Raw genomic sequence first — 22,586 nt, forward strand, 5'->3', positions numbered from 1 at the left:
GCATGGCCGGTGACGAAGGTGACCGCCTGGGCGGACCGCCGGTGGGTCAGGGGCGCCCCGGCGCTGGCCGAGGCGGCCAGGGCCGCAGTGACCCCGGGCACGACCTCGCAGTCGATTCCGGCCGCCCGGCAGGCCTCAAGCTCCTCACCGCCCCGACCGAAGATGAAGGGATCGCCCCCCTTGAGGCGGACCACATTCAGGCCCTCCGAGGCGAGACCGACGAGAAGCCGGTTGATCTCATCCTGGGCGTAGCTGTGGCGCGACTTGCGCTTGGCCACGGAGATCCGGCGGGCGGCGGCGGGCGACAGGTCAAGAATGGCCGCCGGCACGAGACCGTCGTGGATCACCACGTCCGCCTCCCCCAGCACGCGGACCGCGCGGATTGTCATCAGGTCGGGATCACCGGGACCGGCGCCCGTCAGCCAGACCTTGCCGGGCGCCACGGGCTGGCGCGGACCGCCGAGAGCGCCGCCCTCCATAACGACAAGGTTGCTGCGCCGGGGTGCGGCTTTGCGGCCTGACATGACGGAAACACACCCCTGGAAACGGGGCCTGGACCCCCAACGATCACGCACTCTGCACCGCAAGTCACAGCGGGACGGAAAGCCGAAGGCTTGCAAACTGATCTCGTTGGCTTCAATTCGCAAGCGGAGGAGTTCTGCCTCAGCGTTCAGGAAATCTCGTGAAGCGTTCACCCGACCGTCGCCGACTCCCCCCGCTCAACGCCCTGCGCGCCTTTGAGGCGGCGGCGCGCCACCTGAACTTCTCGCGGGCGGCCGATGAGCTGTCGGTCACGCCAGGAGCGGTATCGCAGCAGATCCAGAACCTGGAGGACTATGTCGGCGCCCCCTTGTTCCGGCGAACCCCGAAGGGTCTCCTCCTGACCGATGCCGCCCAGACCGCCCTGCCCGCCCTTCGCGAGGCCTTCGACGGGCTGGCCGAGGCCGCCTCCCTGCTGACCGCCGCCGTGGACGGGCGTCGCCTGACGCTGACCGCTGCGCCCTCCTTCGCCGCCAAATGGCTTGTGCCGCGCCTGGGACGCTTCGAGGCGGCCTATCCGCAGGTGGACGTCTGGCTGTCCGCTGGCCTGGATCTCGTGGACCTGACCGCCGGCGAGGTGGACATCGCCCTGCGCTACGGCGCGGGCCGGTATCCGGGGATGGAGGTGCGGCGACTGATCGGCGAGACGGTGATCCCGGTCCTCAGCCCGGAACTGCACGCCGCCAACCCGCTCAACAGGCCGGAAGATCTGGCCAATCACCTCTTGCTGCACGACGGCTCGCCGGATCCGGATGACTCCTGCCCGGACTGGACCATGTGGCTGGCGGCCCGCGGCGTCCGGGGCGTTGATGGGGCGCGGGGCCCGAGGTTCAACCAGTCCAGCCTGGTCATCGAGGCGGCGGTGAACGGTCGCGGCGTCGCCCTCGCCAAGCGGACCCTGGCCCAGGACGACCTGGACGCCGGACGGCTCGTGGCGCCGCTCCAGATCGCGACAGCCGTGGACTTCGCCTATTACCTTGTCCACCCAAAGTCGAAGGGCCGACTGCCCCAGGTCAAGGCCTTCATCAGCTGGATCACGGCCGAGGCCGAAGCGCACGAGGCGGCCCTGAAGACTCTCGACAACGGCGCGGGAATCTAGCGGGCGAGCCAGTCGCGGATTTCCGCCTTCACCCGGATCAGCTCGTCAAGGACGGGGCCGGTGTCTTCGATCTCGCCGAGTTCCCAGGTCTCACAAAAGTCGCCCAGGTCGAGCGCGCCGACAGCGCGACTCGACGACTTGAGCGTGTGGATGGTCTCCACCAGCGCCTCGCCCGCTTCGCCCGCCAGACCTTCCGCCCATCCCGTCGACTCCTCCAGGAAGATCTCGAGGATGTCCTGCATGAGGCCCTGGTCGCCTGCAGCGAGACGATCCAGGACCCCGAAATCGATGCGGCTGGCGGCCCCCGGCGAACTCATTCGGAACACCCCCTTCCACGCCCTTGCGTTCGACGCGGTTTCCAGTATTTTCCGCGCCCTCGCCCACGGGGCCGGAAGGCGCCGTATGGCCAGGGTGCATAGCTCAGTTGGTAGAGCAGCTGACTCTTAATCACCCTCTTCGCGAATGTATTCAACGCGCTGAAAGCAAAAGACCCTCGAAAACGGGCCTCGCAAGTCTTTGACTTTATTGAGCCCTGTAAAACAGTTTCAGGGCTGGGATAGCCCCGACCGAGAGCGTCATTGATGCGGCCAAGCCTGCCCATCGTCTCAGCCGATCAGCTCGCCGGCGACTTCCAGAAGGTCGAGGCCCTCGACCACCTGGTCGAAGATCGCGGTCACGTCCAGGACGATGCGCGGCTCGGCCGGATCGTCACCGACGCTGGCCAGGTCTTCGAACGTCAGGCCAGGCTCGCCCGCCTCGCGAACGAACATCTTCGACACCTTGCTAACGGGCGCAATGACCAGGTAGCGGGGGCAGCCATCGGGCGCCAGGTCCGCCGGAAAGAGATTTTCGGCTTCGACGCAGACTCGGGAAAGGTCTCGCGCGACCGCCAGAGGCAGGACGCTGCTAATCGCGCGCATCAGCGCGAGGTGAAACACTGTCCGGAACTTGAACAAGAACATGCGCCTCTTGACCCGCTCAACAACCTCATCGCGTCCAAGCGGATAAACGACTGGCGACGCGCTTATGAGTCCGGTCAGCCACTGAGTATTGCAGCCAATCGCCATGCATGCATCGACGGATGGAAAGCGCGGAACATCCCAGACGGAGCCGAAGGACAGGGCGGAGCGGGGGGTGGTCATTGGCAAGAGCCTCGGATGAACGTTGAGAATCACTTATAGCCGGCGACTCTAAGAAATGTCCACCTGATATCCTCACACCGCTATCAATTGGATGGCTGATATCATCGAGAACATTAACGGAGGCCCCGGCGTCAACGCGGCGATCCCGGGGGCGGTTCGCCTGCTGCGTCAACGCCGGGGCCTGCCACCTAAGCCCGGACCTCTGCAGCCTCGGCAGGGCGCCCCGAACGGGCCTCGCACAGGCGATGATCCTCAGCAAAGCGCTCCAGGTCGTGGGCGAAGTCCCGGAACCGATCATCGGCGTCCAGCTCGCCGCCATAGATCTTCAGCAAATGGGCATACTTGGCCCACAATTCTGTGAGGTTGGCGGGGCGGTATCGCAACGCTACTCCGCCGATCTCGAAGGTGACGCTCTCGGCATTGGCCTGCAGCGTTTCGGCCCTCTCCACCGCCGCCCGTGCGGCGGCGACTTCTTCCGGCGTTGCCGCCGGGTTCTTGGCCAGGGCCTCAGCGCGCCTTTCAGCCTGAAGCTTGGCGAAGCCGCAGCGGATTTCGGCCGCTGAGGCCATGTCAAACTCGATCATGATGTCCTGCCAGGTCAGGGGACCGGGGGTCGGGGTGTCGATGAGGTGTTTCATGTGCGTTCTCCTTTTACGCATACCCTGTATCCGTTCGTCTGTGTCGGTTGTCAACACAGGGGGTGGGGCGATAGACTCTGCACATGATCTTGACGCCAGAGGCATGCAGGGCGGGGCGCGCGCTCCTGAAATGGTCGATGCGCGACCTGGCGGAGCGGTCGGGGGTGGTCTTCACAACGATCAACAGGATAGAGGCCGGCCTCCAATCGCCCCGGTCGACCACCCAAAGGCGCATCATGGCCGCCTTTGCAGAGGCGGGGGTGGAGATCGTGAGCGATCCCGACCGGACCGGCGCCCTGCTTCTGCTTACCCACGAACTGCACGGCTGAAAGACGCCTTGAAACGGAGTTGCCCGGTTGCGGCGGCGAAGAGCCCCTTCGCCGCCCGGCGCGTTGGCGCGCACCGATCCCGACCGCGAGACGCCGGCCAAGAGGCCGCCCCGGTGACGGGGCGGCCCAGGCCTGACCTTACGGACGAACGCCCGTAATCCTGCAGAAGGCGTCGGCGCGCTCGAAAGCCACGTCGGCGCGAAGGTGCGCGATGAACCCGACCTGCAGGTTGCCCATGTACGCCTCATTGAGCACCTGGATCCTCAGCTCCTGGCGCAAGCCCAGGATGGCCCGGCTGAAGTCGCCGACCAAGATGCTACTGCAGTCGGTCGAGGTGCCCTGCGTCTGATTGATCGGGACGGAGGTTGTGCCCAGAAGCGGCAGATCGCTGATCGCCGGGAAGGGCTGCACAGGCTGGCCGGTGGTGTCCTTGAGCTTGCGCATCGTCCGGGCGGTGCGGGGGTGCCAGATGGCGGCTGTGGGCGCGTCGGCGTTGTCCAGCTCGAGCTCATACAGGGCATCGATGAGCGGGTCGTAGTTGGTCGGGGTCGCGCCGTTGGCCCCCAGGCTCAGGGTGTTGATCCCGGCCTGATTGAAGAGCCCGAGGGGTTGCTGAGCGGCGCCCGATCCGAATAGGCAGGCCCGGTCGAGCTCCACGGACAGAGCGCCGGTCAGGGCCTGCTCCAGGGCGGCGGCGACGTTCACACTGTCTTGCAGCAGCTCTACCGACACCTTCACCAGGCAGGCCAGGCTCTTGGGAACCAGGTCAACGGCGTCGAAGGTCGGATCGGACTCGTTCACCGCCGCGTTTTCCGCGCGCCAGGTCGGAACCGGGTCGGCGGCGATCCGCATGATGCGGGTGCGCATGCCGTCCAGCATCACGGTCTGTGCGCCGGCCTGGATGAACTGCGTTCGCGCCCGCAGGCGGTCGATGAACTGAGGCAGGACGGTCAGCGGGATCGAGAACCCGCCGGCGCTGTCGGTGCCCTCGCTCAGGGCGGCCCGGATGTCGGGGGTCTTCGCGCCGGTCAGCATGGCCTGCAGGAGGCCGCCGACGGTGGGTTCATCGCCGTGCGGGGCCCGGGTGCACAGGCGATCCGACGGCGCCAGCACCTGGACCGGCAGGCCGGTCTGGGCATTGACCCAGGCGTTGCCGCCGGTGGGTGCGCCGAAGTTTTGGCCTCGGGCCTCGGCGGCGACCATCGCGTTGGTGATTTCGATGTCGAGAATTCTGGCCATGGCCACGGCGCCTTCGTAAGCGGGTCGGTCGCGGTCCTCGTCCCAGTCGGTGCGTTCGACGAACTTTGTAAGCCAGGCGGAGATATCCGACTGCAAACGCCGCTTGACGGCTGGATGGGTGTCGCCCGCCTCGTTCATCGCCTTGTGGCGCCGGTTGACGTCGGCCCAGAACTTCGGGTCCGAAGCTTCCATTTTCGTGCGAGTCCGACCGAGGGTCTCGCGGCAGTCTTGAATGTTGCGCATTTGGTGTCGTTCCATTGAGATGCCGGCGAGCGCCGGCACGTTCAGCCGCCGCAGGATTGCGGAAGCCGTGCCGACGCTTGGGCCATCACCAACGGGGCGACGGTGGAGCGTCTCGCGCGAGGGTCGGAAAGGCCGAATCGCGCGCCGAGATCTGATTCTCTTTTCGGGGGGGCGGGAATGTCAAGATTCCGCGCCAGCAGGACCGCTCGCGGAGCGCGCCCCCCATCGGGCGCCGTAGCGAGCGAGCGGGCCTGCGGCCTCCAGGAAGGCCCCGGACCAGCCAGGACCCGGCCCAGCATGGCCTCCGGAAAAAACTCGACGCCCGGGCCGGTCCGCCCAGGCTTTCCAGTGTCCAGCCGACTGAGAAGAGGCTTCATGCGGTAAAATCCTACGTGTTTTCAGTAGTTTATGCGGCTTTCGCCGGCGGGATCGTCATGGATAGCGGCGGCTCCGCCCCCCTCCCCCTCGACACCCTCGAATCCTCGCTCATCGAGAAAAAAACCTGTAAATGTTGGGGGCGCCGGTAGTTTCATCACGGGCGAACAGGGTTTCAGGACCCCCCTTCCAGCCCGCCCAGGCGGCGATCTCCGTCCCTCGGCCGATATTGCCGCCACCATTCGGCGACCGAGCGGCGGGCCTGCGGGCCTCTGGGATCGCCTGAAGCCTCATCGAGCTCGATCCGCCGCAGGCACTCCGCCTCAGGCGTCTCCAACACGACAACCTGGGCTCCGAGACGGTCCGACCACCACTGGCGGGCGCTCGCCTGGGGCTCAGAGACGATGATCCAGGCCCTTGGCCATCGGTCGGCGGCCTTGGCCCACATAAGATCGGCGATCTTTTCGTTGCGAACGCGGAGCACGTCGGCGACCTGGTCCGGAGTCAGGGTCCGCCCTGCCCTGGGCTTGCCATCGGCGAACATCCGCCCGGCGATCTCATCGAAGCAAACCACCAGGTCCGCCTCGCCCTTCATGCGCCGAACCCAGCTCGACTTGCCCGACCCAGGCGGCCCGCACACCAGGGTGACGGGCACGTGGGACCGGCGGAACCACTCTGGGCGGGACATGCGCCCAGGGCTCGCCCCACGCTGGACGAAAGCCCGCTCCTCGCGCTGCTTGGCCCCATCATGGCAGGGCTTGCATAGGGCCTGGATGTTGAGGGGGCTCCAGAAGAGATCGCGATCTCCCCGGTGCGGCTGGATATGGTCGGCGACCAGCTGGCGGCCCGTCGGGTCGATATGGTGGCAGGCCTGACACTCGAAGCCATCCCGGACCAAGATGTCGAGGCGAAGGCGCGACCAGGCCGCCAGGCTGTACCACTTGCGCCAGGGCTCCAGGACCCGGCTATGGCCGTGGTCGTCGGTCATCCGGCCCAGCCTGGGGGCGAGGCTCGCGACCATCGGCTTTAGTTGCTTCAGGCGTCCCATCAACCCGCCCTCGCCCGGAAGGCGGCCATGACGTCGGCGGCCGGCATGGCGGCCAATCGCCGGGCCTTGGCCCGCTCCCCGGCGTCCAGGGCGGTGACGGCGGTTCCCAGGGGCCGGAACTGGATAGGCCCGCGCCGGACGCGCCCGGCGTCACCGCCCTTCACGCCACGGATTCCGCGCGCGGTCAGTTGCCGCCCGAAGGCCGTCTGCGACATCGCCGGCAGGCCCTGGCCCCGGCTCCAGGCGCTGAAGTCATCGAACAGGTCCCGGGCGGGCGTCCGGCCCCTCCGCGCCGCCTGGCCCCACACGCAGCGCTCATCAAGCCAACGGTCGATCGGGGCGGCTTCGGTCTGCCGCTCCGGCGGCCGGATCAGGATGCCTACGCGCTCGATCCGCCCGTCGGAAGGCGACTTGGACGCGGTGACGCCCCGCGCCCGGAGCTGCAGCCCGAAGGCCGTCTGCGTCATGGCCCGGCCCCGTCGGCGGGTCCGCCAGGCGAGGTAGTCGGCGAACAGGTCCGCAGCCGGCGTCCGGGCCTGGCGGGCGGCCTCGCCCCACACGCAGCGCTCATCAAGCCAGGCGTCGAAGATCGCCGCCTGTGAGGCTGGCCTTCGGCTGGAGGTTTTTCTGGTCTTGAGAGTCATCTCACACCCCCACAGACACAGACACACACACAGGCATATAGGCCGCGCGTGCGCACGCATTCAGGCCGGATGCCGGGTCACTGTTCAAACTGTTCACTTTCGCCATTTTCGGCCTATCTTTCAGAGGCTTAACTGTTCACTCGAACTGTTCACTCTGAGAACAGTTGACTGTTCACTTCGGACCGCCCGGGTTTGCCGGGGCGGGCCATCCGAACGGCCAACTGTTCACTACTGTTCACTACTGTTCACTCGCGAACCCGCTGCCGGCGCTGGCCTCATCCCAGCGGGACCGAAGGCGCGCGCCCTGTCGCATGATCACTCCGCCGGTCCCCCGACCGCAGCGGATGATCTGGCGGTCCGCGAGGGCCGCCCCGAACCCCGTCTGAGACATGATCCGCTCGGTCCCCTGGTCCTCGCACCAGGCCTTGTAGTCGGCGAACAACGCGGACGCCGGGACCCTGGCGTTGGGGTCGAGCTCGATGCGCTCGGCGAACCACTCGCCGAAGGGGCTCGATCCCTTGCGGTAATCGTCCATGGCCTCGGCGACCCTCGGCGGCTCATCCAGGCCAAAGCTCAACCAGTCGCCGACGCCGGAAATGATCCAGTTGAAGATCCCGGAGGCTTCCCGACGCAGCTTGCCCGGAAGGGCGGTGTCCACCTGGTCCGGGGCCAGCTGATGCTCCCACATGATCAGACGAATGCGCCGCCAGATGCCCTCATCGTCACCCTTGATCACGGGACGGCTATTGGCCTCCATGAAGACCTTCGGCCTGGGCGTGAAGCTAAACAGGTCCTGACGCAGCCGGCGCGCCACGATCGGCGCGCCGCCGGTAAAGCTCTTGATCATGGCCTCGTTCAGCTTCGCCCCCCTGGGCGGCTCCGCGACGGACAGGAACCGGCAGTCGCCGGCGAGGCGCGCCAGGTCGGGAGTTGCGTCTCCCCCGCCCCGTGGCCCGGAGTCCAGGAAGGTGCGGACGTCCGCAACCTCGCCATAGTCGCCGGCGAGCTCGCGAAGCGCGTTCATGAAGGTGGATTTGCCATCGCGGCCCCGGCCTTGGTGAATGACGATCACCTGTTCGTGGGTGCATCCCGTAAAGGCGTATCCCGCCAGGCGCTTCAGGTACCCGCGCATGGCTTCATCCGGGTGCCAGGCGGCCAAGGTTTGCTCCCAAATGGGCGCCGCCGCCTCCGGGTCATAATCCACCGACGCCATTCGGGTGATCCGGTCCCGGGGGTCATGGGGAGCAAACGCCACCTTCAGGCCCTCGCCCGCCTGACGCTCAAACCGCAAGGTCCCGTTGCGGACCGTCAGCGCGAGCGGGTCGGGGTCGAAGTCGTCGAGGTTGACCTGGAGATAAGGCTCCGCCACCCGCAGCATCGCTGAGATCGCCGAAGCGTTCCCCGCCGATCTGACGAACGTCGCAACCTCTTTAGACGGGACGCCCCGGTCGACCAGGGCCTTCGACTGCGGCCCGGCCAGGCTCTGTCCAACGTGATGCGCCAGCCTTTCGGCCAGCCGCGGCCCCATCCTCAAATCCCAATGCCGACCGTTCCAGCCGGCCCATCCGGTGTCACGGACGTACAGCAGAGTCGCCGCGCTCACATCGACCTCGCCGTCGGCGAGCACGAGGCCCCCCGCATGCAAGATCAGGCGCATGGCGTTGCCGTAGTCGTTGAGCTCAAATGCGGCCAGGTCTTCGGGGGACGGGCTGGCGGCGAACGCGAATTGATCAGACGGGCTCATCGGGTCCGTTCCATGTCGGGGATCGAGGGTGCGAAACCGGCGCGGGCGCCCAGGCCGGCGGCCTCGGCTTGCACCAGGTCAGGGCGTAAGGCCCGGGAATGAGTTGCCGCCACGAAGCCTTGAGCGTTTCCCCGGGTCATGACACCCGCCGCACCACGCAGGCTTCTTTCCGTTGTCGGCCCGACGGCGGTGGCCTCATGAATAGGGTGCGGTTTCTTGGAGGCGGGGGCCAGGGCGCCCGCCAATTCGGTTTCGGGTGGCCAGGGCGGCGCGCCCTCATCGCGCGCCAGCCCAGGGCGCAAGGCCCGGGAATGAGTGCCGTCACGAAGCCTTGAACGTTCAAATTCGGGGTGAGCAGCTCCCCGCCGCGCCACGCAGGCTTCTACCGTTATTGGCCCGACGGCGGGGGCCTCAAGGAATAGGCGCGGTTTCTTGGAGACGGGGGCCAGGCCGCCCGCCAATTCGGTTTCGAGTGGGTGGCGCACGGCGCCGTGAAGATGTGTCTCGGTGCGGGCCATGGGCTAGGGCTTCGGCTTCGGGAACATCTGTCGGATCAGCTTCCGGGCGGGGGCCAGGATGCGACCACGAAGCTTCTTCTGCCGCGCCCGGTAGGTGGGCCAGAAGAACGGCGAGGCCGGCGCGCGGGAGCCATCGGCCTTGTTGTGGCCGAACTCGACGTAACTGCCGTACAACCGGCCCTTCTTGTCCCGGGCCCCGACGATGATGCGCCAGGCCGCCGGGCGGCCCGGGACCCGGTATGCGGTGATGCTGTCGCGCAGCTCTCCGGGCTGATCCTCAAAGTCCGAGACCGGCGCGGCCCGCTTCATCGCGGCGACCATGAGGTTGACCTCTTTTTCGAGCTGATCCTCTAGCGCCGCCTGCACCTCAGCCGGGAAGGCGTTCATGCGCGCAATCCGGCGCTCAAGGTTGGTCATCTTGGCCATCACAGCGCCCCCATCGTGGTGGCGACCAGGCCGGGCCAGGAACGCGGCGGGTGCGACCGGTCACCTCTTGACGGATGCCAGCGCGCCCGGTCCCTTCGACACTCTGTCGAGGTGGGAAACGGTCCATGGTCATGGTCGAGCTTAAGGGCGTTCACAAGGTCCGCGCGGGCGGGCGGGTGTACTACTACGCCTGGCGCGGCGGCCCTCGCCTGGAGGGCGAGCCCGGATCCGCAGACTTCCTGCGCCAGTTTCAGGAGGCGCACCGCGCCCGCAAGCAGGTGGTCGACGGGACCTTCCGCGCCATCCTGGTCGCCTACCGCGCCTCGCCGGACTTCGCCCGCCTGGGCGACCACACCAAGCGCGCCTACCGCCCGCACCTCGACGCCCTGGAGGCCCGCTTCGCCACCCTGCCGGCCGCCGCCCTGGACGACCCGCGCGTCCGCCGCCATTTCATCGACTGGCGCGACACCATGGCCGACCGCCCCCGGACGGCGGACATGGCCATGGGCGTCCTGAAACGGGTGCTCGGCTGGGCCGAAGAGCGGGTCATGGTCACGTCGAACCAGGCCGCGCCGATTGGCCGCCTGCACCGCGCCGACCGTTCGGAGTCCATCTGGTCCGACGACCAGCTCGCCGCCTTCCAGGCCAAGGCCTCGCCCGAAGTCTGGCGCGCCGTCCGGCTCGCGGTCCTGACCGGCCTGCGCCAGTCCGACCTGATCCGCCTGGCCTGGGGCCACATCGAGGGCGACGTGATCGCCTTCCGCACGTCCAAGCGCGGCCGGCGGGTGTTGATCCCGGTGACGCCCGCCCTCCGCCAGCTCCTGGACGACACGCCCAGGCTGGGGCCGATCATTCTGACGACCAGCCGGGGCAAGCGGCCCTGGACGGCCGACGGCCTGCGGACCTCGTTCTCGCGCACCTGCACCGCGGCCGGCGTCGACCGCACCTTCCACGACCTGCGCCGCACCGCCGCGACCAACCTCCTCGCCGCCGGCCTGGACGCCAGCCAGGTCGCCCTTCTCATGGGCTGGGCCGAACGGGACATCGAAGCCCTGAAGCGCCGCTACGTCAGCCGCGCCTCCGTGGTCCAGGCGGTGCTTGCAAAGCTGGGTGGCGGGACCGCCAGCCGCGCCGTCATCCCGGAAGATATCTCCAGGCGGGCGCCATAGCGAGGTTGCGGGCCTCGGAAAATGGCTGTAGGAGAACGCCTCCCGAACGACTTGCTGTAAAACTTCAGCAAAAACGGTCAAACCGGTCGAACGGGAACAGTCCTGAAACCCAATGTTTCCGGGGCTTTTGGGTGCATAGCTCAGTTGGTAGAGCAGCTGACTCTTAATCAGCGGGTCCAAGGTTCGAATCCTTGTGCACCCACCAACTTCCCGCCGGATCGCCGGCGCCGGAAGGGTGGATAACCCAAGGTGGAGCGCCCCGCCAAGGTACTGGACCTGGGGGCCGTCGGGCCGCCCATCCAGAAATTCTGAAGGTCGGGGCCAGGGTCCCTCGCTTGACCACCTGCAGGCGACTGTTAGGACGGACGCCCTGTCCTGCGCGCAAGGAGCCCGCGATGTCCGACGCCCCCCAGCATCCCGAAACCCTTGTTCTGCATGCCGGATGGCGCGCCGATCCCACCACCGGATCGGTAGCGGTCCCCATCCACCAGACCACGTCCTACCAGTTCCGGGACACCGGCCACGCCGCCTCCCTGTTCGCCCTGCAGGAGTTGGGCAACATCTACACCCGGATCATGAACCCCACGACGGACGTCCTGGAACAGCGCATTGCGGCGCTGGAGGGCGGCGTCGGCGCCCTGGCGGTGGCGTCCGGCCAGGCGGCCTCGGCCTTCGCCCTGCAGAACCTGGCCCGGGCGGGAGACAACGTCGTGTCCTCCACCGCCCTCTATGGCGGCACCTGGAACCTCTTCGCCAACACCCTGAAGGACCAGGGCATCGAAGTCCGCTTCGTCGATCCGGCCGATCCGGCGAATTTCCGCCGCGCCACGGATGACCGGACCCGCGCCTACTATGCCGAGACCCTGCCCAACCCGAAACTGGAGGTGTTCCCGATCGCCGAAGTCGCCGCCATCGGGCGGGAGTTCGGGATACCGCTGATCATGGACAACACGGCCGCACCCCTTCTGGTGCGCCCCTTCGATCACGGCGCGGCCATCGTGGTCTATTCCGCCACCAAGTACCTGGGCGGACACGGCACCTCCATCGGCGGCCTGCTTGTCGATTCCGGGAAGTTCGACTGGGAAGGCCGCCCCGAGCGCCAGCCGCTGCTGAATACGCCGGACGCCTCCTACCATGGCGCGGTCTGGACCCAGGCGGTAAAGCCCCTCGGGCCGATCGCCTACATCCTGCGGGCGCGGGTCATCCTGCTGCGGGACCTGGGCGCGGCCCTGTCGCCCTTCAACGCCTTCCAGATCCTCCAGGGGGTCGAGACCCTGGCCCTGCGAATGGAGCGCCACTGCGCCAACGCCACCGCCGTCGCGGCCTGGCTGAAGGGTCGCAAGGGCGTCTCGCGCGTCATCCATCCCTCCCAGCAGACTGGCGAGGCCCGGGCCCGGGCCGACCGGGTGATGAAGGGCGGCTATGGCGGCCTGGTGGGCTTCGAGCTCGAGGGCGGCGTCGAAGCGGGTCGCCGCTTCATCGACAATCTGAAGCTGCTCTACCACGTGGCGAATATCGGCGATGCGCGCAGCCTGGCCATCCATCCGGCTTCGACCACCCACTCCCAGCTGAGCGCCAGCGAACAGGAGGCCACGGGCGTCTCCGCCGGCTATGTGCGCCTGTCCATCGGCATCGAACACATCGACGACATCATTGCAGACCTCGACCAGGCCATCGCGGCGGCCCTGGCCTGACGGACGGCTTCCTCAGGCGGCGAGCAGCAGTCTCGCCGCCTGGACCAGGTAGACGACGCCGATCCCGGTGACGATCCAGCGCGTCCATCGGCGGAAGCCGGCGTCGCTCATCCTGTCCAGCAGGCGCGCGCCAACGGCGGTGCCCGCGAAGGACAGCGGCAGGGCGAGGAACAGGATCCACGCGGGAGGCATGCCCTCCCCGCCAAGCCGCAGGAGACCGACGCCGTAGACTACCGTCTTCGCCAGGTGGGCCAGCACCTGGGTGGCGGCCTTCGTAGCGACCACGGCGTGTCGGCTCATGGCCGTGCGGATGAAGAAGATGTCCAGCAGGGGTCCGGCGACGCCCGCAGTCAGGTTGAGGCCCGTGACCGTAAGGCCGGCGAGCACGGCGTGCGCCGGCCGTTCGGCGTCCAGCCTCATGCGGTCACCGGGGAGCCAGGTCAGGAGCGGCGTCAGGCCCAGGCAAAGGAAGAGAAGCGGACGGGACGGAGAGAAGGCGAGTAGAAGGACAACAGTGGCCGCCACCAAAGATCCCAGGCCATACCAGCCGATCACCGCCCAGCGGATATGGCCTCGCTGGATCAGGGCGCGCCACCCGTTGGCCGCAAGTTGCAGGACACCATGGGTCACGAAGGCGGCCTGCACGGGCAGGATGAGGGCGAGAACGCCCATCAGGACAAGTCCGCCCGCCATGCCGAACACCCCGGAGAGCAGTGCAGTGGCGAAGGCGGTCGCCAGCAGGACAAACCCTGCGATGAGGCTCATTCCGGCATCCCCGTCGCTCAGCCGGGACCGTTTATCCGAACTCGATCAGCACCTCGTCGGCGGCGACGGAGGCCCCGGAGGCCACGAGGACGGCCTTGACCACGCCATCTCGCTCCGCCCGGATGATATTCTGCATCTTCATGGCCTCGATGATGGCCACCTGCTCGCCCGAGCGCACGGACTGGCCGGCCTCGACGTCCAGGGACACCACAAGGCCGGGCATGGGCGAGATGACCAGCTTGGCGGTGTCGGCCGCCGTCTTGGGCGGCAGCATGTTGTGGAGCTCGGCCGAGCGGGGCGACAGGACCAGGATGCGGCTGGTCGCCGCCCGATGGCGGATCAGGTAGCCCTCGGCGGCTGGCTGCACCGCGCAGGCGAAGTCCCGACCGTTCAAGACGCCGCGGAACACCGGCAGGCCCGGTCGCCAGTCGACCTGGCCCAGGGTGAGGACCCGGCCTTCGTCGAGCAGGACGACTTTCAGCCCCTCTTCCGAGGTCTCCAGAACGACAGGCCGGTGCTCTCCGGCGCCGATCACCACCCAGTCGTCACGCAGGCGACCGCCCGCCGCGCGCCCGGCGATCACCCGGTGCACCGCGCAGGCCACGGCCGTCATCAGGTCTTTCTGGAAGTCATCCGGCGCGGTCCCCTGGAAACCTTCCGGGAACTCGTCCTTGATGTAGGAGGTCGACAGGCGTCCAGACCGGAAGCGCTCCTGGTCCATCACGGCGGCGAGGAAAGGAATGTTCTGTCCCAGTCCCTCGATGTGGAAGTTCTCGAGGGCCTGTCCCATGGCGTCGATGGCCGCGATCCGGTCGGGTCCCCAGGTCGAGAGCTTGGAGATCATGGGATCGTAGTACATCGAGATCTCGTCGCCCTCGCGCACGCCGGCGTCATTCCGGATGAGGACGCCGCCCTCGGCCTCGCCCTCGGCGGGCGGGCTGTAGCGGACCAGTCTCCCGATGGAGGGCAGGAAACCACGGTAGGGGTCCTCGGCGTAGATCCGGCTCTCCATGGCCCAGCCGTTGATCGCCAGGTCCTCCTGGCGGAAGGCCAGCTTCTCACCCCAGGCGGACCGGATCATCTGCTCCACCAGGTCCACACCGGTGATCAGCTCGGTGACCGGATGCTCGACCTGCAGGCGGGTGTTCATCTCCAGAAAGTAGAAGCTGCGGTCCTGACCGGCGACGAACTCCACAGTACCGGCGCTGTCGTAGTTGACGGCCTTGGCCAGGGCCACCGCCTGGGCGCCCATGGCCGCCCGGGTCGCTTCATCCAGGAGCGGCGAAGGGGCCTCCTCGATCACCTTCTGGTTCCGGCGCTGGATGGAGCACTCGCGCTCGAACAGGTGAACGACGTTGCCGTGCTTGTCACCGAGGACCTGGATCTCGACGTGCCGCGGACTCTCGATGAACTTTTCGATGAAGATCCGGTCATCCCCGAAGCTCGCCTTCGCCTCGGCGCGGACGGCGGGGAAGCCCTCCTCGACGTCCTGACGGTTCCAGGCGACGCGGATGCCCTTGCCGCCGCCGCCGGCGGAGGCCTTGATCATCACCGGGTAGCCGATGTCTTCGGCGATGCGGATGGCGTGGGCGGTGTCGTCGATTTCGCCCACGTGACCCGGCACCACTGAGACGTTCGCGCGGGCGGCGAACTTCTTCGACTCGATCTTGTCGCCCATGGCCTCGATGGCGTGGGGGTTGGGACCGATGAAAACGATCCCCTCGTCCGCGAGGCGCTTGGCGAATCCCGCGTTCTCGGACAGGAAACCGAAGCCGGGATGCACCGCCTCGGCGCCGGTCGCCCGGCAGGCCTCGACAATCTTGTCCGCCACCAGGTAGCTGGCCGAGGCGGGCGCCGGGCCGATGAAGATGCTTTCGTCGGCCATCTCGACGGCCATCGAGTCCGCGTCCGCCTCGGAATAGACCACAACCGTGGCGATCCCCAGCCGACGGCAGGTCTTGATGATCCGCACGGCGATCTCGCCGCGGTTGGCAATGAGGATCTTCCTGAACATCCTGCGCCCCTTGAACAGTGCCGGGGTTTCGGCGCATCGGGTGCTTCCACCCGGGACATCCGCCCCCTAGATTGCAGGCATGGACAAGCCCGCGATCTCTCCGTCTCCCTTTGACCTCACGCCACCCGACGCTGCGGAACGCAAGCGCCTTGAGTCCGGTCTGACGACCGAGGAGGCCGAGGTCCTGCTCCGACACGGCACGGAAGCGCCGTTCTGCGGAGGCCTTCTAAACAACAAGGCCGACGGGGTCTATTGCTGCCGGCTCTGCGGATTGCCCCTGTTCCAGGCCCGGACCAAGTTCGAGAGCGGGACAGGCTGGCCCAGCTTCTGGGCGCCCATCCATACGGCCCACGTGATCGGTGTGCGCGACACTAGCTACGGCATGCTGAGGATCGAGACCCGATGCGCTCGGTGCGACAGCCACCAGGGCCACGTCTTCCCCGACGGTCCTCCACCGACCCGACTGCGGTACTGCATCAATTCGGTCTCGCTGGAGTTCACGCCGGCAGATCAGGCCTTGCGCGATCCGCTTGAGCGCGGAGACGACATGGCGAACCTCGAGACCTGAGGGGCTCCGCCCCTATCTTTTCGTGCGCCGGCGGCGGGCGATGGCGCCCTTCTGGGCCTGGACTTCCTCATCATCGCTCATGATGTGGTCCAGCAGCTGAAAGAGGAAGGCCGTCGACCAGCCGATCAGCAGCATGCCGTTGACGCCCTCCAGCACGCCCACGAGTCGCCAGTTCGCAGGAAGCAGCCCGGCCGCTTCGCCGATCGTGGAGTAGGAGCTGGTGGAGATGAAGAGGGCCTCCTCCAGGGAGTCGGTCAGGCCCATCGCCCAGTAGGTCAGGGCATAGAGCCAGATTTCCGATCCGTGCACCACGAAGAGGCCGAGGACTACGCCCATAGGAACGATCACCCGGTCCAGGTGCACGAAGAGGAGAAAGCGCTCCAGGTGAAGCCGGACCAGGCGGCGAAGAACGCCCAGCCCGATCAGATGCATGACCACCGTGGCGGAAACCAGGGCAGTGGATAACAAGAGCTGGGCGGCGAGATTGTGCACTCAGGACCTCACGGAACCCCCGCCCGGAGGCGGATCAGAGGGGGATGTTGTCGTGCTTCTTCCAGGGATTTGACAGCACCTTGCCCTTCAGGTTGCGCAGGGCCCGGGCGATGCGGCGCCGGGTCGAGTGGGGGGAGATCACGTCGTCGATATAGCCTCGGGAGGCCGCCACAAAGGGATTGGCGAACCGCGCCTTGTACTCGGCTTCGCGGGCTGCGATCGCATCCGGATCGCCGATCTCGGATCGGAAGATGATCTCTACGGCGCCCTTGGACCCCATCACCGCGATCTCGGCGGAGGGCCAGGCGTAGTTGACGTCGCCGCGGATATGCTTGGAGCTCATCACGTCATAGGCCCCGCCGTAGGCCTTGCGGGTGATCAGGGTCACCTTGGGCACGGTGGCCTCGGCGAAGGCGAACAGAAGTTTGGCGCCGTGCCGGATCAGGCCGCCCTGCTCCTGCTTGGTCCCCGGCATGAAGCCGGGCACGTCGACCAGGGTCACGAGGGGAATGTCGAAGGCGTCGCAGAACCGGACGAAACGCGCGGCCTTGCGGGAGGAGTCGATGTCGAGCACCCCCGCGAGCACCTGGGGTTGATTGGCGACGATGCCGATGGTCGAACCTTCCATCCGGGCGAAGCCACAGATTATGTTCTTGGCGTAGTCCGGCGAAATCTCGAAGAAATCGGCCTCATCCACGACCTTCAGGATCAGTTCCTTCATGTCGTAGGGCTTGTTGGGGTTGGCCGGGACGAGGGTGTCTAGGGAGGGCTCGATCCGCTCGGCGTCGTCGTAGCATTCCCGGACCGGCGGCTTCTCGCGGTTCGACAGGGGCAGGAAGTCCACCAGGCGCCGCACCTGGGTCAGGGCCTCCAGGTCGTTCTCGAAGGCGCCGTCCGCGACGCCGGACTTCAGGGCGTGGACCCGATAACCCCCGAGTTCCTCGTGGGTCACCTCTTCATGGGTCACGGTGCGGACCACGTCCGGACCGGTGACGTACATGTAGCTGGTGTCCTTCACCATGAAGATGAAGTCGGTAATGGCCGGCGAATAGACATCACCCCCGGCGCAGGGCCCCATGATGACACTGATCTGCGGGATCACGCCCGAGGCCAGGGTGTTCTGCAGGAAGATGTCGGCATAGCCGGCCAGGCCGTCCACGCCTTCCTGAATGCGGGCGCCGCCCGCGTCGAAGAGGCCGATGATCGGGGCGCCGACCTTCAGGGCCTGCTCCTGCACCTTGACGATCTTGCGGGCGTGAGCGTTGGACAAGGAGCCGCCGAAGACGGTGAAGTCTTTGGAAAAAACAAAGACCACCCGGCCGTTGATGGTGCCCCAGCCAGTCACGACGCCGTCTCCGGCGATCTTCTGCTCGGCCATGCCGAAGTCCACGGCGCGGTGTTCGACGAACATGTCGAACTCCTCGAAGGAGCCCTCATCCAGCAGCAGGTCCAGGCGCTCACGGGCCGTCAGCTTGCCCTTGGCGTGCTGGGCGTCGATGCGGCGACCGCCGCCGCCGGCCCGCGCTTCCGAGCGCCGCCGCTCGAGCTCCTCAAGGATTTCCTTCACCGCAGAACCCCGTGACGCATTGACGACAGGCGCAAAGCCCTAGTCGGAGCGGAGCCGGGGCGCAAGGTCACGCCGGGGAAACCGCAGGGGCCTCCAGGCCGCGGAACCAGGCCTCCAGCATGCGCGCCTCGGACCGGAGCCGGGCCGTCCGCTCGGCGGCCTCCGCGTCGATCCCCCACTGCGACTCCTGCCAGGCCTCGTCCACGCGGGAGAGGTCGAAGGCCTCCTCCCCGCCGAACCAACCCTTCCAAAGGCCGAGGGCCAGGACGGTCGAGCCGAAGAGCGGCGCCCCGAAGGCGAGGCCGGAAAGCGTGAAGTCATCCACCGACAGGGCGAGCCGACGCACGGCCTCCAGAGCCTCTCCGGGCTGCTCGCGGTGCAGTATGCCCCGGGAAGGCTGCAGGGCGATTCCGAGCTCGTCCCGCGCCCTGCGAAGCACCGGGTCCCAGGCCTCCGCCTGCCGCGCGCAAAGACCCTCCGGGGCTTCCGCCGGGTAGCAGAGGAGGTCGCTGCCGGCATAGCTCACCAGCTGGTCGGCGACGCCCGCCCGCGCCTGCGGGACCGCCTCCAGGGCGGTGAAGGCCAGCCGCGTGGCGTGCATGACCGCAAGGTCCAGGTGTTCAGCCTGGGCCGCCCACTCGGCGGCGGCCAGTTCGGCGACGGCGAGGGTCGGTGCGGTCAGGGCCGCCCCGCGCGAGGACCGTGGCGCACGGCCATCGAGGAGGACGCTCCAGCCGCCAGGGCCGGGGGCGACCGTGACCTCGGAATAGAACCGCCGCGGCTTCTCGCCCGGCTCGATGAAGCCCTTCTGCGCCATGGTCAGCCCTCCTGGATGGGCAGGTGAATGGCCCCGCTGCGTCCGGTTCGCAAGTCCGGCGTCAGCCGCCGCGGCGGCCGCCCCGGCCCTTGCGGGCGAAGGGCTCGGGGTCCGCCTCGGAGGCGTCAAACCCGAAACGGGCGAATCCCGCCTTCATCTCCGGGCTGAGGGGCGCCTCGACCACGAGGAGCCCGCCGGTCGGATGCGGCAGGCTGAGCCGCCGGGCATGCAGCTGGAGGCCCAGACCCGCCGAAAGGACGACGGACTCCGGCGTGTTGTACTTGGGATCGCCCAGGATCGGATGGCCCATGGCCAGCATGTGGGCCCGCAGCTGGTGGGTCCGGCCCGTGTGGGGCCGAAGCGCCATCCAGGACACCCGGTCCCCGGCGCGGGAGATCAGGGTGAACTCGGTCTCTGCGGGCTCGGCGCGGGGGTCCTTCGGGTCCGCCGGGACCACAAGCTCGCGGTCGCCGACGCCCTTCTTCACGAGGGGAAGCGCGAGGATCCCGTCCTGCGGGCGGGGATGGCCGAGGACCAGGGCCCAGTAGGTCTTCTCGGCCCGCCGCCGGGCGAAGGCCCCGGCCAGCCGCGTCGCCGCCGCAGGCGTCTTGCCGGCGAGCAGGACGCCGGAGGTGTCGCGGTCCAGCCGATGGACAAGGCGCGGACGCTCCAGCCCCTCCCCCCAGGCGGACAGGAGGCGGTCGACATGGTTGCGGGTCTTGGTCCCGCCCTGCACCGCCAGGCCGGCGGGCTTGTTGAGGGCGAGCACCTCGTCATCCTCGTGGAGCACAAGGCTGCGGGCGTAGGCCGCGTCCCGCGACGGCAGGGCGGGCCGGGGCGCGTCGGCGGGAGGCGCCTCGGGCAGGGGCGGCACGCGCACCTCGTCGCCGGCTTCAAGGCGGGTATCCGGTCGAACCCGGGCCCCGCCGACCCGGATCTGGCCGGAGCGGGCGAGTTTCTGGATCTGGGCCTGGGTCAGGTGGGGCCAGCGACGGCGGAACCATCGGTCCAGCCGGACGCCCCCCTCACCGGGATCCACGGTCAGGGTCCGGACCTGCCTCACGCCGCCAGCCTCCGCAGGATCACGAAGCCGAGGAAGACCGCCGCCGTGGACAGGATCACCGACAGGCCGGCGTAGAGACCGGCCTGCCCCCAGGCCCGGCGCTCGACCATCATCAGGGTCTCGAGAGAGAAGGCCGAGAAGGTCGTGAAGCCGCCCAGCACTCCGACCCCGAGCAGGAGGCGCAGACGCTCCCCCTCCCCCGCACCGCGCAGGGACAGCCACCCCGCCAGCAGGCCCATGGCGAGCCCTCCCGCCAGGTTGGCCGTGAAGGTCGGCCAGGGCCAGGTTCCCGCCGGGAGACGGCCGAAGCCGACGGAAAGGAGATAGCGCAGGATGGCGCCGAAGCCCCCGCCAAGGCCCACGAGGAGGAGGTTCGCGGGCGTCACCGGACGTGCTCCACACCGGACGCGCCATCCGCCGGAGCAAGGCCCAGTTGCGCCAGGAGGTGGGCGAAGTCGTCGGGCAAGGGGGCGCGAAGCGTCATCTGTCCGCCCTCCGGGTGCGGAAAGGTCAGTGCCGAGGCGTGAAGCATCAGGCGGGGCGCCGGCAGGCCGCCCACCGCCAGGGCGCCTCCATACCATGCATCGCCGGCGATCGCGCGCTGGATCGACGCGAGATGGACCCGGATCTGGTGCATGCGCCCGGTCCGGGGGAAGACCTCCAGCAGGGCCGCACTGTCATTTGAGCAAAGTGTACGGTAACGGGTCTCAGCAGACTCGGCGTCTGCGTGGTCCGGTTCACACACCAGCATGCGCGCCTCGCGCCCGGTCTCCACCCTCCGCAGGGGCGCCTCGATCCGGCCCGAGGCTGGATCCGGCGCCCCAGGCGTAACCAGGGCGAGGTAGGTCTTGGCGATCTTCCGGGCCATCATGGCCTTGCCGAGAAAGCTCGCCGCCGGCTGGGTCCGCGCCGCCAGGATGACCCCGGAGGTGTCCCGGTCAAGACGGTGGATCAGCCGGGGCCGCGCCTTGCCCGGCCTTGCGAAGGCCCAGAGCATCTCGTCCAGGGTCACCACCTGCCCCCGCCCCCCCTGGCTCGACAGGCCCGGCGGCTTGTTCAGGGCCAGTACCGACGAGTCCTCGTGGAAGACGAAGGACCGGACGAGGGCGGCCTGGTCGTCGCTAAGGGGGACGGGACGGAGGGGCTTCACGGGGTCAGACCCCGGCATCGAGTTGTACGAAATGCGAAGCCGGACTTACCCGGATCCTTTCCCGCGCCACCCGCCATTCCTCCGCCGTCAAGCCAAACAGATGGATGTCGAGTCGCCCGGCCTCCCTCCGCACATGGAACCGACGCCGCCCTTCGTCGCGGAAACCCAGCTTGCGATGGAGGGCAAGGCTCGCGTCGTTCCCCTCGATCACCTCACCGTTGATCTTGTCCAGTGACATGTCGTCAAAGGCGTGGTCGAGGAGGACCGCCAGAGCCAGAGTCCCCAGTCCCCTGGGCCCGGCGGGGCTCATGTAGAATCCCCAGTCCGCCCGTCGGTGAACGCGGTCGATGGCGGTGAGGCTGACCGCGCCGACGGGCTCTCCGGAGACCTCGACGACAACGAAGACCTTCCGACGGGAGTCCCCCTGAAGGCCGGCGAGCCAGTCGGTGTGCTCGGCCTCGGAGATGACCTGGTCGCCGTACATCGACCCACGGATCTCCGGGAGATTGCGCAGCTGGCGGACGGCCTCGACCTGCTGCGGGGTGCAGGCCTGAATGGGCCTCAGTCGATAGCTGCCGGGTCCGCTCATCGAACGGCCTTCCGGTTCCCGCGCATCTGCGACCATCGATCCAGCCGCTCCCGGACCCGGGCCTCAGAGCCCTCGCCGCGCGGCTCGTAGAAGGCTCTTCGCCCCATGCCCTCGGGGAAATAGTCCTGGCCCGAGAAGCCGCCCTCGGCGTCATGGTCGTAGACATAGCCCTCGCCATAGCCGAGCGACTTCATCAGGCGGGTGGGCGCGTTGAGGATGTGGGCAGGCGGCGGAAGGGAGCCGGTCTCCCGGGCCGCCTTCCGGGCGCGGGAAAAGGCCATGTAGACCGCGTTGGACTTGGGCGCGCACGCCAGGTGCACAGTCAGCTGGGCCAGGGCCAGCTCGCCCTCCGGCGACCCCAGGTGCTCGTAGGCCTCCCGCGCCGCGTTCGCCAGGACCAGGGACATGGGATCGGCGGCGCCGATGTCCTCCATGGCGGCCCGCACCAGGCGCCGGGCGATGAACAGCGGCTCCTCCCCGCCCTCCAGCATGCGGGCGAGCCAGTAGAGAGCGGCGTCCGGATCGGACCCGCGGATCGACTTGTGCAAGGCGGAGATGAGGTTGTAGTGCCCCTCCCGGTCCTTGTCATAGGCGGGACTGCGCTTCTGGAGGAGCTGTCCCAGGCCTTCGGGGTCCAGGGGAACGGCCGAGGCGAGGCCAAACAGAGTCTCGGCCAGGGTCAGGAGATAGCGGCCATCGCCATCGGCGAGGGC

At 68.1% G+C, this 22,586-nt stretch carries 23 protein-coding genes, 1 tRNA gene and 1 pseudogene; 6 read left to right on the forward strand and 19 right to left on the reverse strand.

The window, feature by feature from the left end; genetic code table 11:
- Positions 1–524: uroporphyrinogen-III C-methyltransferase (cobA, locus tag IM632_RS11050; protein WP_296552325.1), on the reverse strand; the 524-nt coding region annotated here is incomplete at its 3' end.
- A 158-nt stretch (positions 525–682) separates the two neighbouring features.
- Here cobA and gcvA point away from each other — a divergent pair.
- On the forward strand, positions 683–1,639 hold the full coding sequence (gene gcvA, locus IM632_RS11055; RefSeq protein ID WP_296479647.1) for a transcriptional regulator GcvA: 957 nt from the start codon (positions 683–685) through the stop codon (positions 1,637–1,639).
- Here the strand turns inward: gcvA and IM632_RS11060 are convergent.
- From IM632_RS11060 to IM632_RS11070, 3 genes are all read right to left on the reverse strand, one after another.
- Positions 1,636–1,956 (reverse strand): Hpt domain-containing protein, encoded by a 321-nt coding sequence (locus tag IM632_RS11060; RefSeq protein ID WP_296552326.1) that lies wholly within the window; start codon positions 1,954–1,956, stop codon positions 1,636–1,638. The two genes, gcvA and IM632_RS11060, sit on opposite strands and share 4 nt — an antisense overlap.
- Positions 1,957–2,244: 288 nt before the next feature.
- Positions 2,245–2,781 (reverse strand): hypothetical protein, encoded by a 537-nt coding sequence (locus IM632_RS11065; protein WP_296479645.1) that lies wholly within the window; start codon positions 2,779–2,781, stop codon positions 2,245–2,247.
- 188 nt (positions 2,782–2,969) lie between these two features.
- Positions 2,970–3,419, reverse strand: a complete 450-nt coding sequence (locus IM632_RS11070; RefSeq protein WP_296479644.1) for a hypothetical protein — start codon at positions 3,417–3,419, stop codon at positions 2,970–2,972.
- 83 nt (positions 3,420–3,502) lie between these two features.
- On the opposite strand from IM632_RS11070, the gene IM632_RS11075 reads away from it, so the two are divergent.
- The gene (locus IM632_RS11075) at positions 3,503–3,748 is read left to right on the forward strand and encodes a helix-turn-helix domain-containing protein (protein WP_296479643.1); all 246 of its coding nucleotides are present in this window, start codon (positions 3,503–3,505) and stop codon (positions 3,746–3,748) included.
- 138 nt (positions 3,749–3,886) lie between these two features.
- Here IM632_RS11075 and IM632_RS11080 read toward each other — a convergent pair whose 3' ends face one another.
- The 5 genes from IM632_RS11080 to IM632_RS11100 form a co-directional block, all read right to left on the reverse strand.
- Positions 3,887–5,230 (reverse strand): phage major capsid protein, encoded by a 1,344-nt coding sequence (locus tag IM632_RS11080; RefSeq protein ID WP_296552328.1) that lies wholly within the window; start codon positions 5,228–5,230, stop codon positions 3,887–3,889.
- A 550-nt stretch (positions 5,231–5,780) separates the two neighbouring features.
- Entirely contained in the window at positions 5,781–6,653 is an 873-nt protein-coding gene (locus IM632_RS11085; protein ID WP_296479641.1) for an AAA family ATPase, read from the reverse strand.
- Positions 6,653–7,297: a hypothetical protein gene (locus IM632_RS11090; RefSeq protein ID WP_296479640.1), complete on the reverse strand. Its 645-nt coding sequence runs from the start codon at positions 7,295–7,297 to the stop codon at positions 6,653–6,655. Before IM632_RS11090 ends, IM632_RS11085 begins: the two co-directional genes overlap by 1 nt.
- A gap of 238 nt (positions 7,298–7,535) precedes the next feature.
- A complete protein-coding gene (locus IM632_RS11095) occupies positions 7,536–9,041 on the reverse strand; it encodes a phage/plasmid primase, P4 family (RefSeq protein WP_296479639.1) in 1,506 nt (501 codons plus the stop codon).
- Between the two features lie 521 nt (positions 9,042–9,562).
- Positions 9,563–9,985 (reverse strand): HK97 gp10 family phage protein, encoded by a 423-nt coding sequence (locus IM632_RS11100; protein ID WP_296479638.1) that lies wholly within the window; start codon positions 9,983–9,985, stop codon positions 9,563–9,565.
- A gap of 125 nt (positions 9,986–10,110) precedes the next feature.
- Between IM632_RS11100 and IM632_RS11105 the strand changes: the two genes are divergently transcribed.
- From IM632_RS11105 to IM632_RS11115, 3 genes are all read left to right on the forward strand, one after another.
- Positions 10,111–11,154 (forward strand): tyrosine-type recombinase/integrase, encoded by a 1,044-nt coding sequence (locus IM632_RS11105; protein ID WP_296479637.1) that lies wholly within the window; start codon positions 10,111–10,113, stop codon positions 11,152–11,154.
- Between the two features lie 129 nt (positions 11,155–11,283).
- A tRNA-Lys gene (locus IM632_RS11110) sits at positions 11,284–11,359 on the forward strand.
- A 190-nt stretch (positions 11,360–11,549) separates the two neighbouring features.
- Positions 11,550–12,848 carry a PLP-dependent transferase gene (locus IM632_RS11115; protein ID WP_296479636.1) on the forward strand — a complete coding sequence of 433 codons (1,299 nt, stop codon included), beginning with the start codon at positions 11,550–11,552 and terminating at the stop codon, positions 12,846–12,848.
- 12 nt (positions 12,849–12,860) lie between these two features.
- Here the strand turns inward: IM632_RS11115 and IM632_RS11120 are convergent, their stop codons facing one another.
- Both IM632_RS11120 and IM632_RS11125 read right to left on the reverse strand, forming a co-directional pair.
- Positions 12,861–13,613, reverse strand: coding sequence for a sulfite exporter TauE/SafE family protein (locus tag IM632_RS11120; RefSeq protein WP_296479635.1), 753 nt, complete (start codon positions 13,611–13,613; stop codon positions 12,861–12,863).
- Between the two features lie 31 nt (positions 13,614–13,644).
- Positions 13,645–15,627 carry an acetyl/propionyl/methylcrotonyl-CoA carboxylase subunit alpha gene (locus IM632_RS11125; RefSeq protein ID WP_296479634.1) on the reverse strand — a complete coding sequence of 661 codons (1,983 nt, stop codon included), beginning with the start codon at positions 15,625–15,627 and terminating at the stop codon, positions 13,645–13,647.
- A gap of 79 nt (positions 15,628–15,706) precedes the next feature.
- On the opposite strand from IM632_RS11125, the gene msrB reads away from it, so the two are divergent.
- Complete coding sequence (gene msrB, locus IM632_RS11130) at positions 15,707–16,195, forward strand: peptide-methionine (R)-S-oxide reductase MsrB (protein ID WP_296479633.1); 489 nt, start codon at positions 15,707–15,709, stop codon at positions 16,193–16,195.
- A 12-nt stretch (positions 16,196–16,207) separates the two neighbouring features.
- Here msrB and IM632_RS11135 read toward each other — a convergent pair whose 3' ends face one another.
- The 8 genes and pseudogenes from IM632_RS11135 to IM632_RS11170 all read right to left on the reverse strand — a co-directional run.
- Positions 16,208–16,687, reverse strand: a complete 480-nt coding sequence (locus tag IM632_RS11135; RefSeq protein WP_296479632.1) for a hypothetical protein — start codon at positions 16,685–16,687, stop codon at positions 16,208–16,210.
- A gap of 34 nt (positions 16,688–16,721) precedes the next feature.
- A complete protein-coding gene (locus IM632_RS11140; protein WP_293514818.1) occupies positions 16,722–18,254 on the reverse strand; it encodes an acyl-CoA carboxylase subunit beta in 1,533 nt (510 codons plus the stop codon).
- Between the two features lie 67 nt (positions 18,255–18,321).
- Positions 18,322–19,071: an ATP12 family protein gene (locus IM632_RS11145; protein ID WP_296552330.1), complete on the reverse strand. Its 750-nt coding sequence runs from the start codon at positions 19,069–19,071 to the stop codon at positions 18,322–18,324.
- A gap of 61 nt (positions 19,072–19,132) precedes the next feature.
- Positions 19,133–20,134 (reverse strand): RluA family pseudouridine synthase, encoded by a 1,002-nt coding sequence (locus IM632_RS11150; protein WP_296479630.1) that lies wholly within the window; start codon positions 20,132–20,134, stop codon positions 19,133–19,135.
- A complete protein-coding gene (gene crcB, locus IM632_RS11155; RefSeq protein ID WP_296479629.1) occupies positions 20,131–20,520 on the reverse strand; it encodes a fluoride efflux transporter CrcB in 390 nt (129 codons plus the stop codon). Before crcB ends, IM632_RS11150 begins: the two co-directional genes overlap by 4 nt.
- A complete protein-coding gene (locus IM632_RS11160) occupies positions 20,517–21,284 on the reverse strand; it encodes an RluA family pseudouridine synthase (protein WP_296479628.1) in 768 nt (255 codons plus the stop codon). The genes crcB and IM632_RS11160 overlap by 4 nt, the downstream gene beginning before the upstream one ends.
- A 4-nt stretch (positions 21,285–21,288) precedes the next feature.
- Entirely contained in the window at positions 21,289–21,873 is a 585-nt protein-coding gene (gene pseH, locus IM632_RS11165; RefSeq protein ID WP_296520786.1) for a UDP-4-amino-4,6-dideoxy-N-acetyl-beta-L-altrosamine N-acetyltransferase, read from the reverse strand.
- Positions 21,870–22,586 (reverse strand): annotated as a pseudogene (locus IM632_RS11170) (replication-associated recombination protein A); the annotation flags it as partial. The gene pseH and the pseudogene IM632_RS11170, both read right to left, overlap by 4 nt.

The sequence above is a fragment of the Phenylobacterium sp. genome, from assembly GCF_020402505.1.
Lineage (GTDB): Bacteria > Pseudomonadota > Alphaproteobacteria > Caulobacterales > Caulobacteraceae > Phenylobacterium.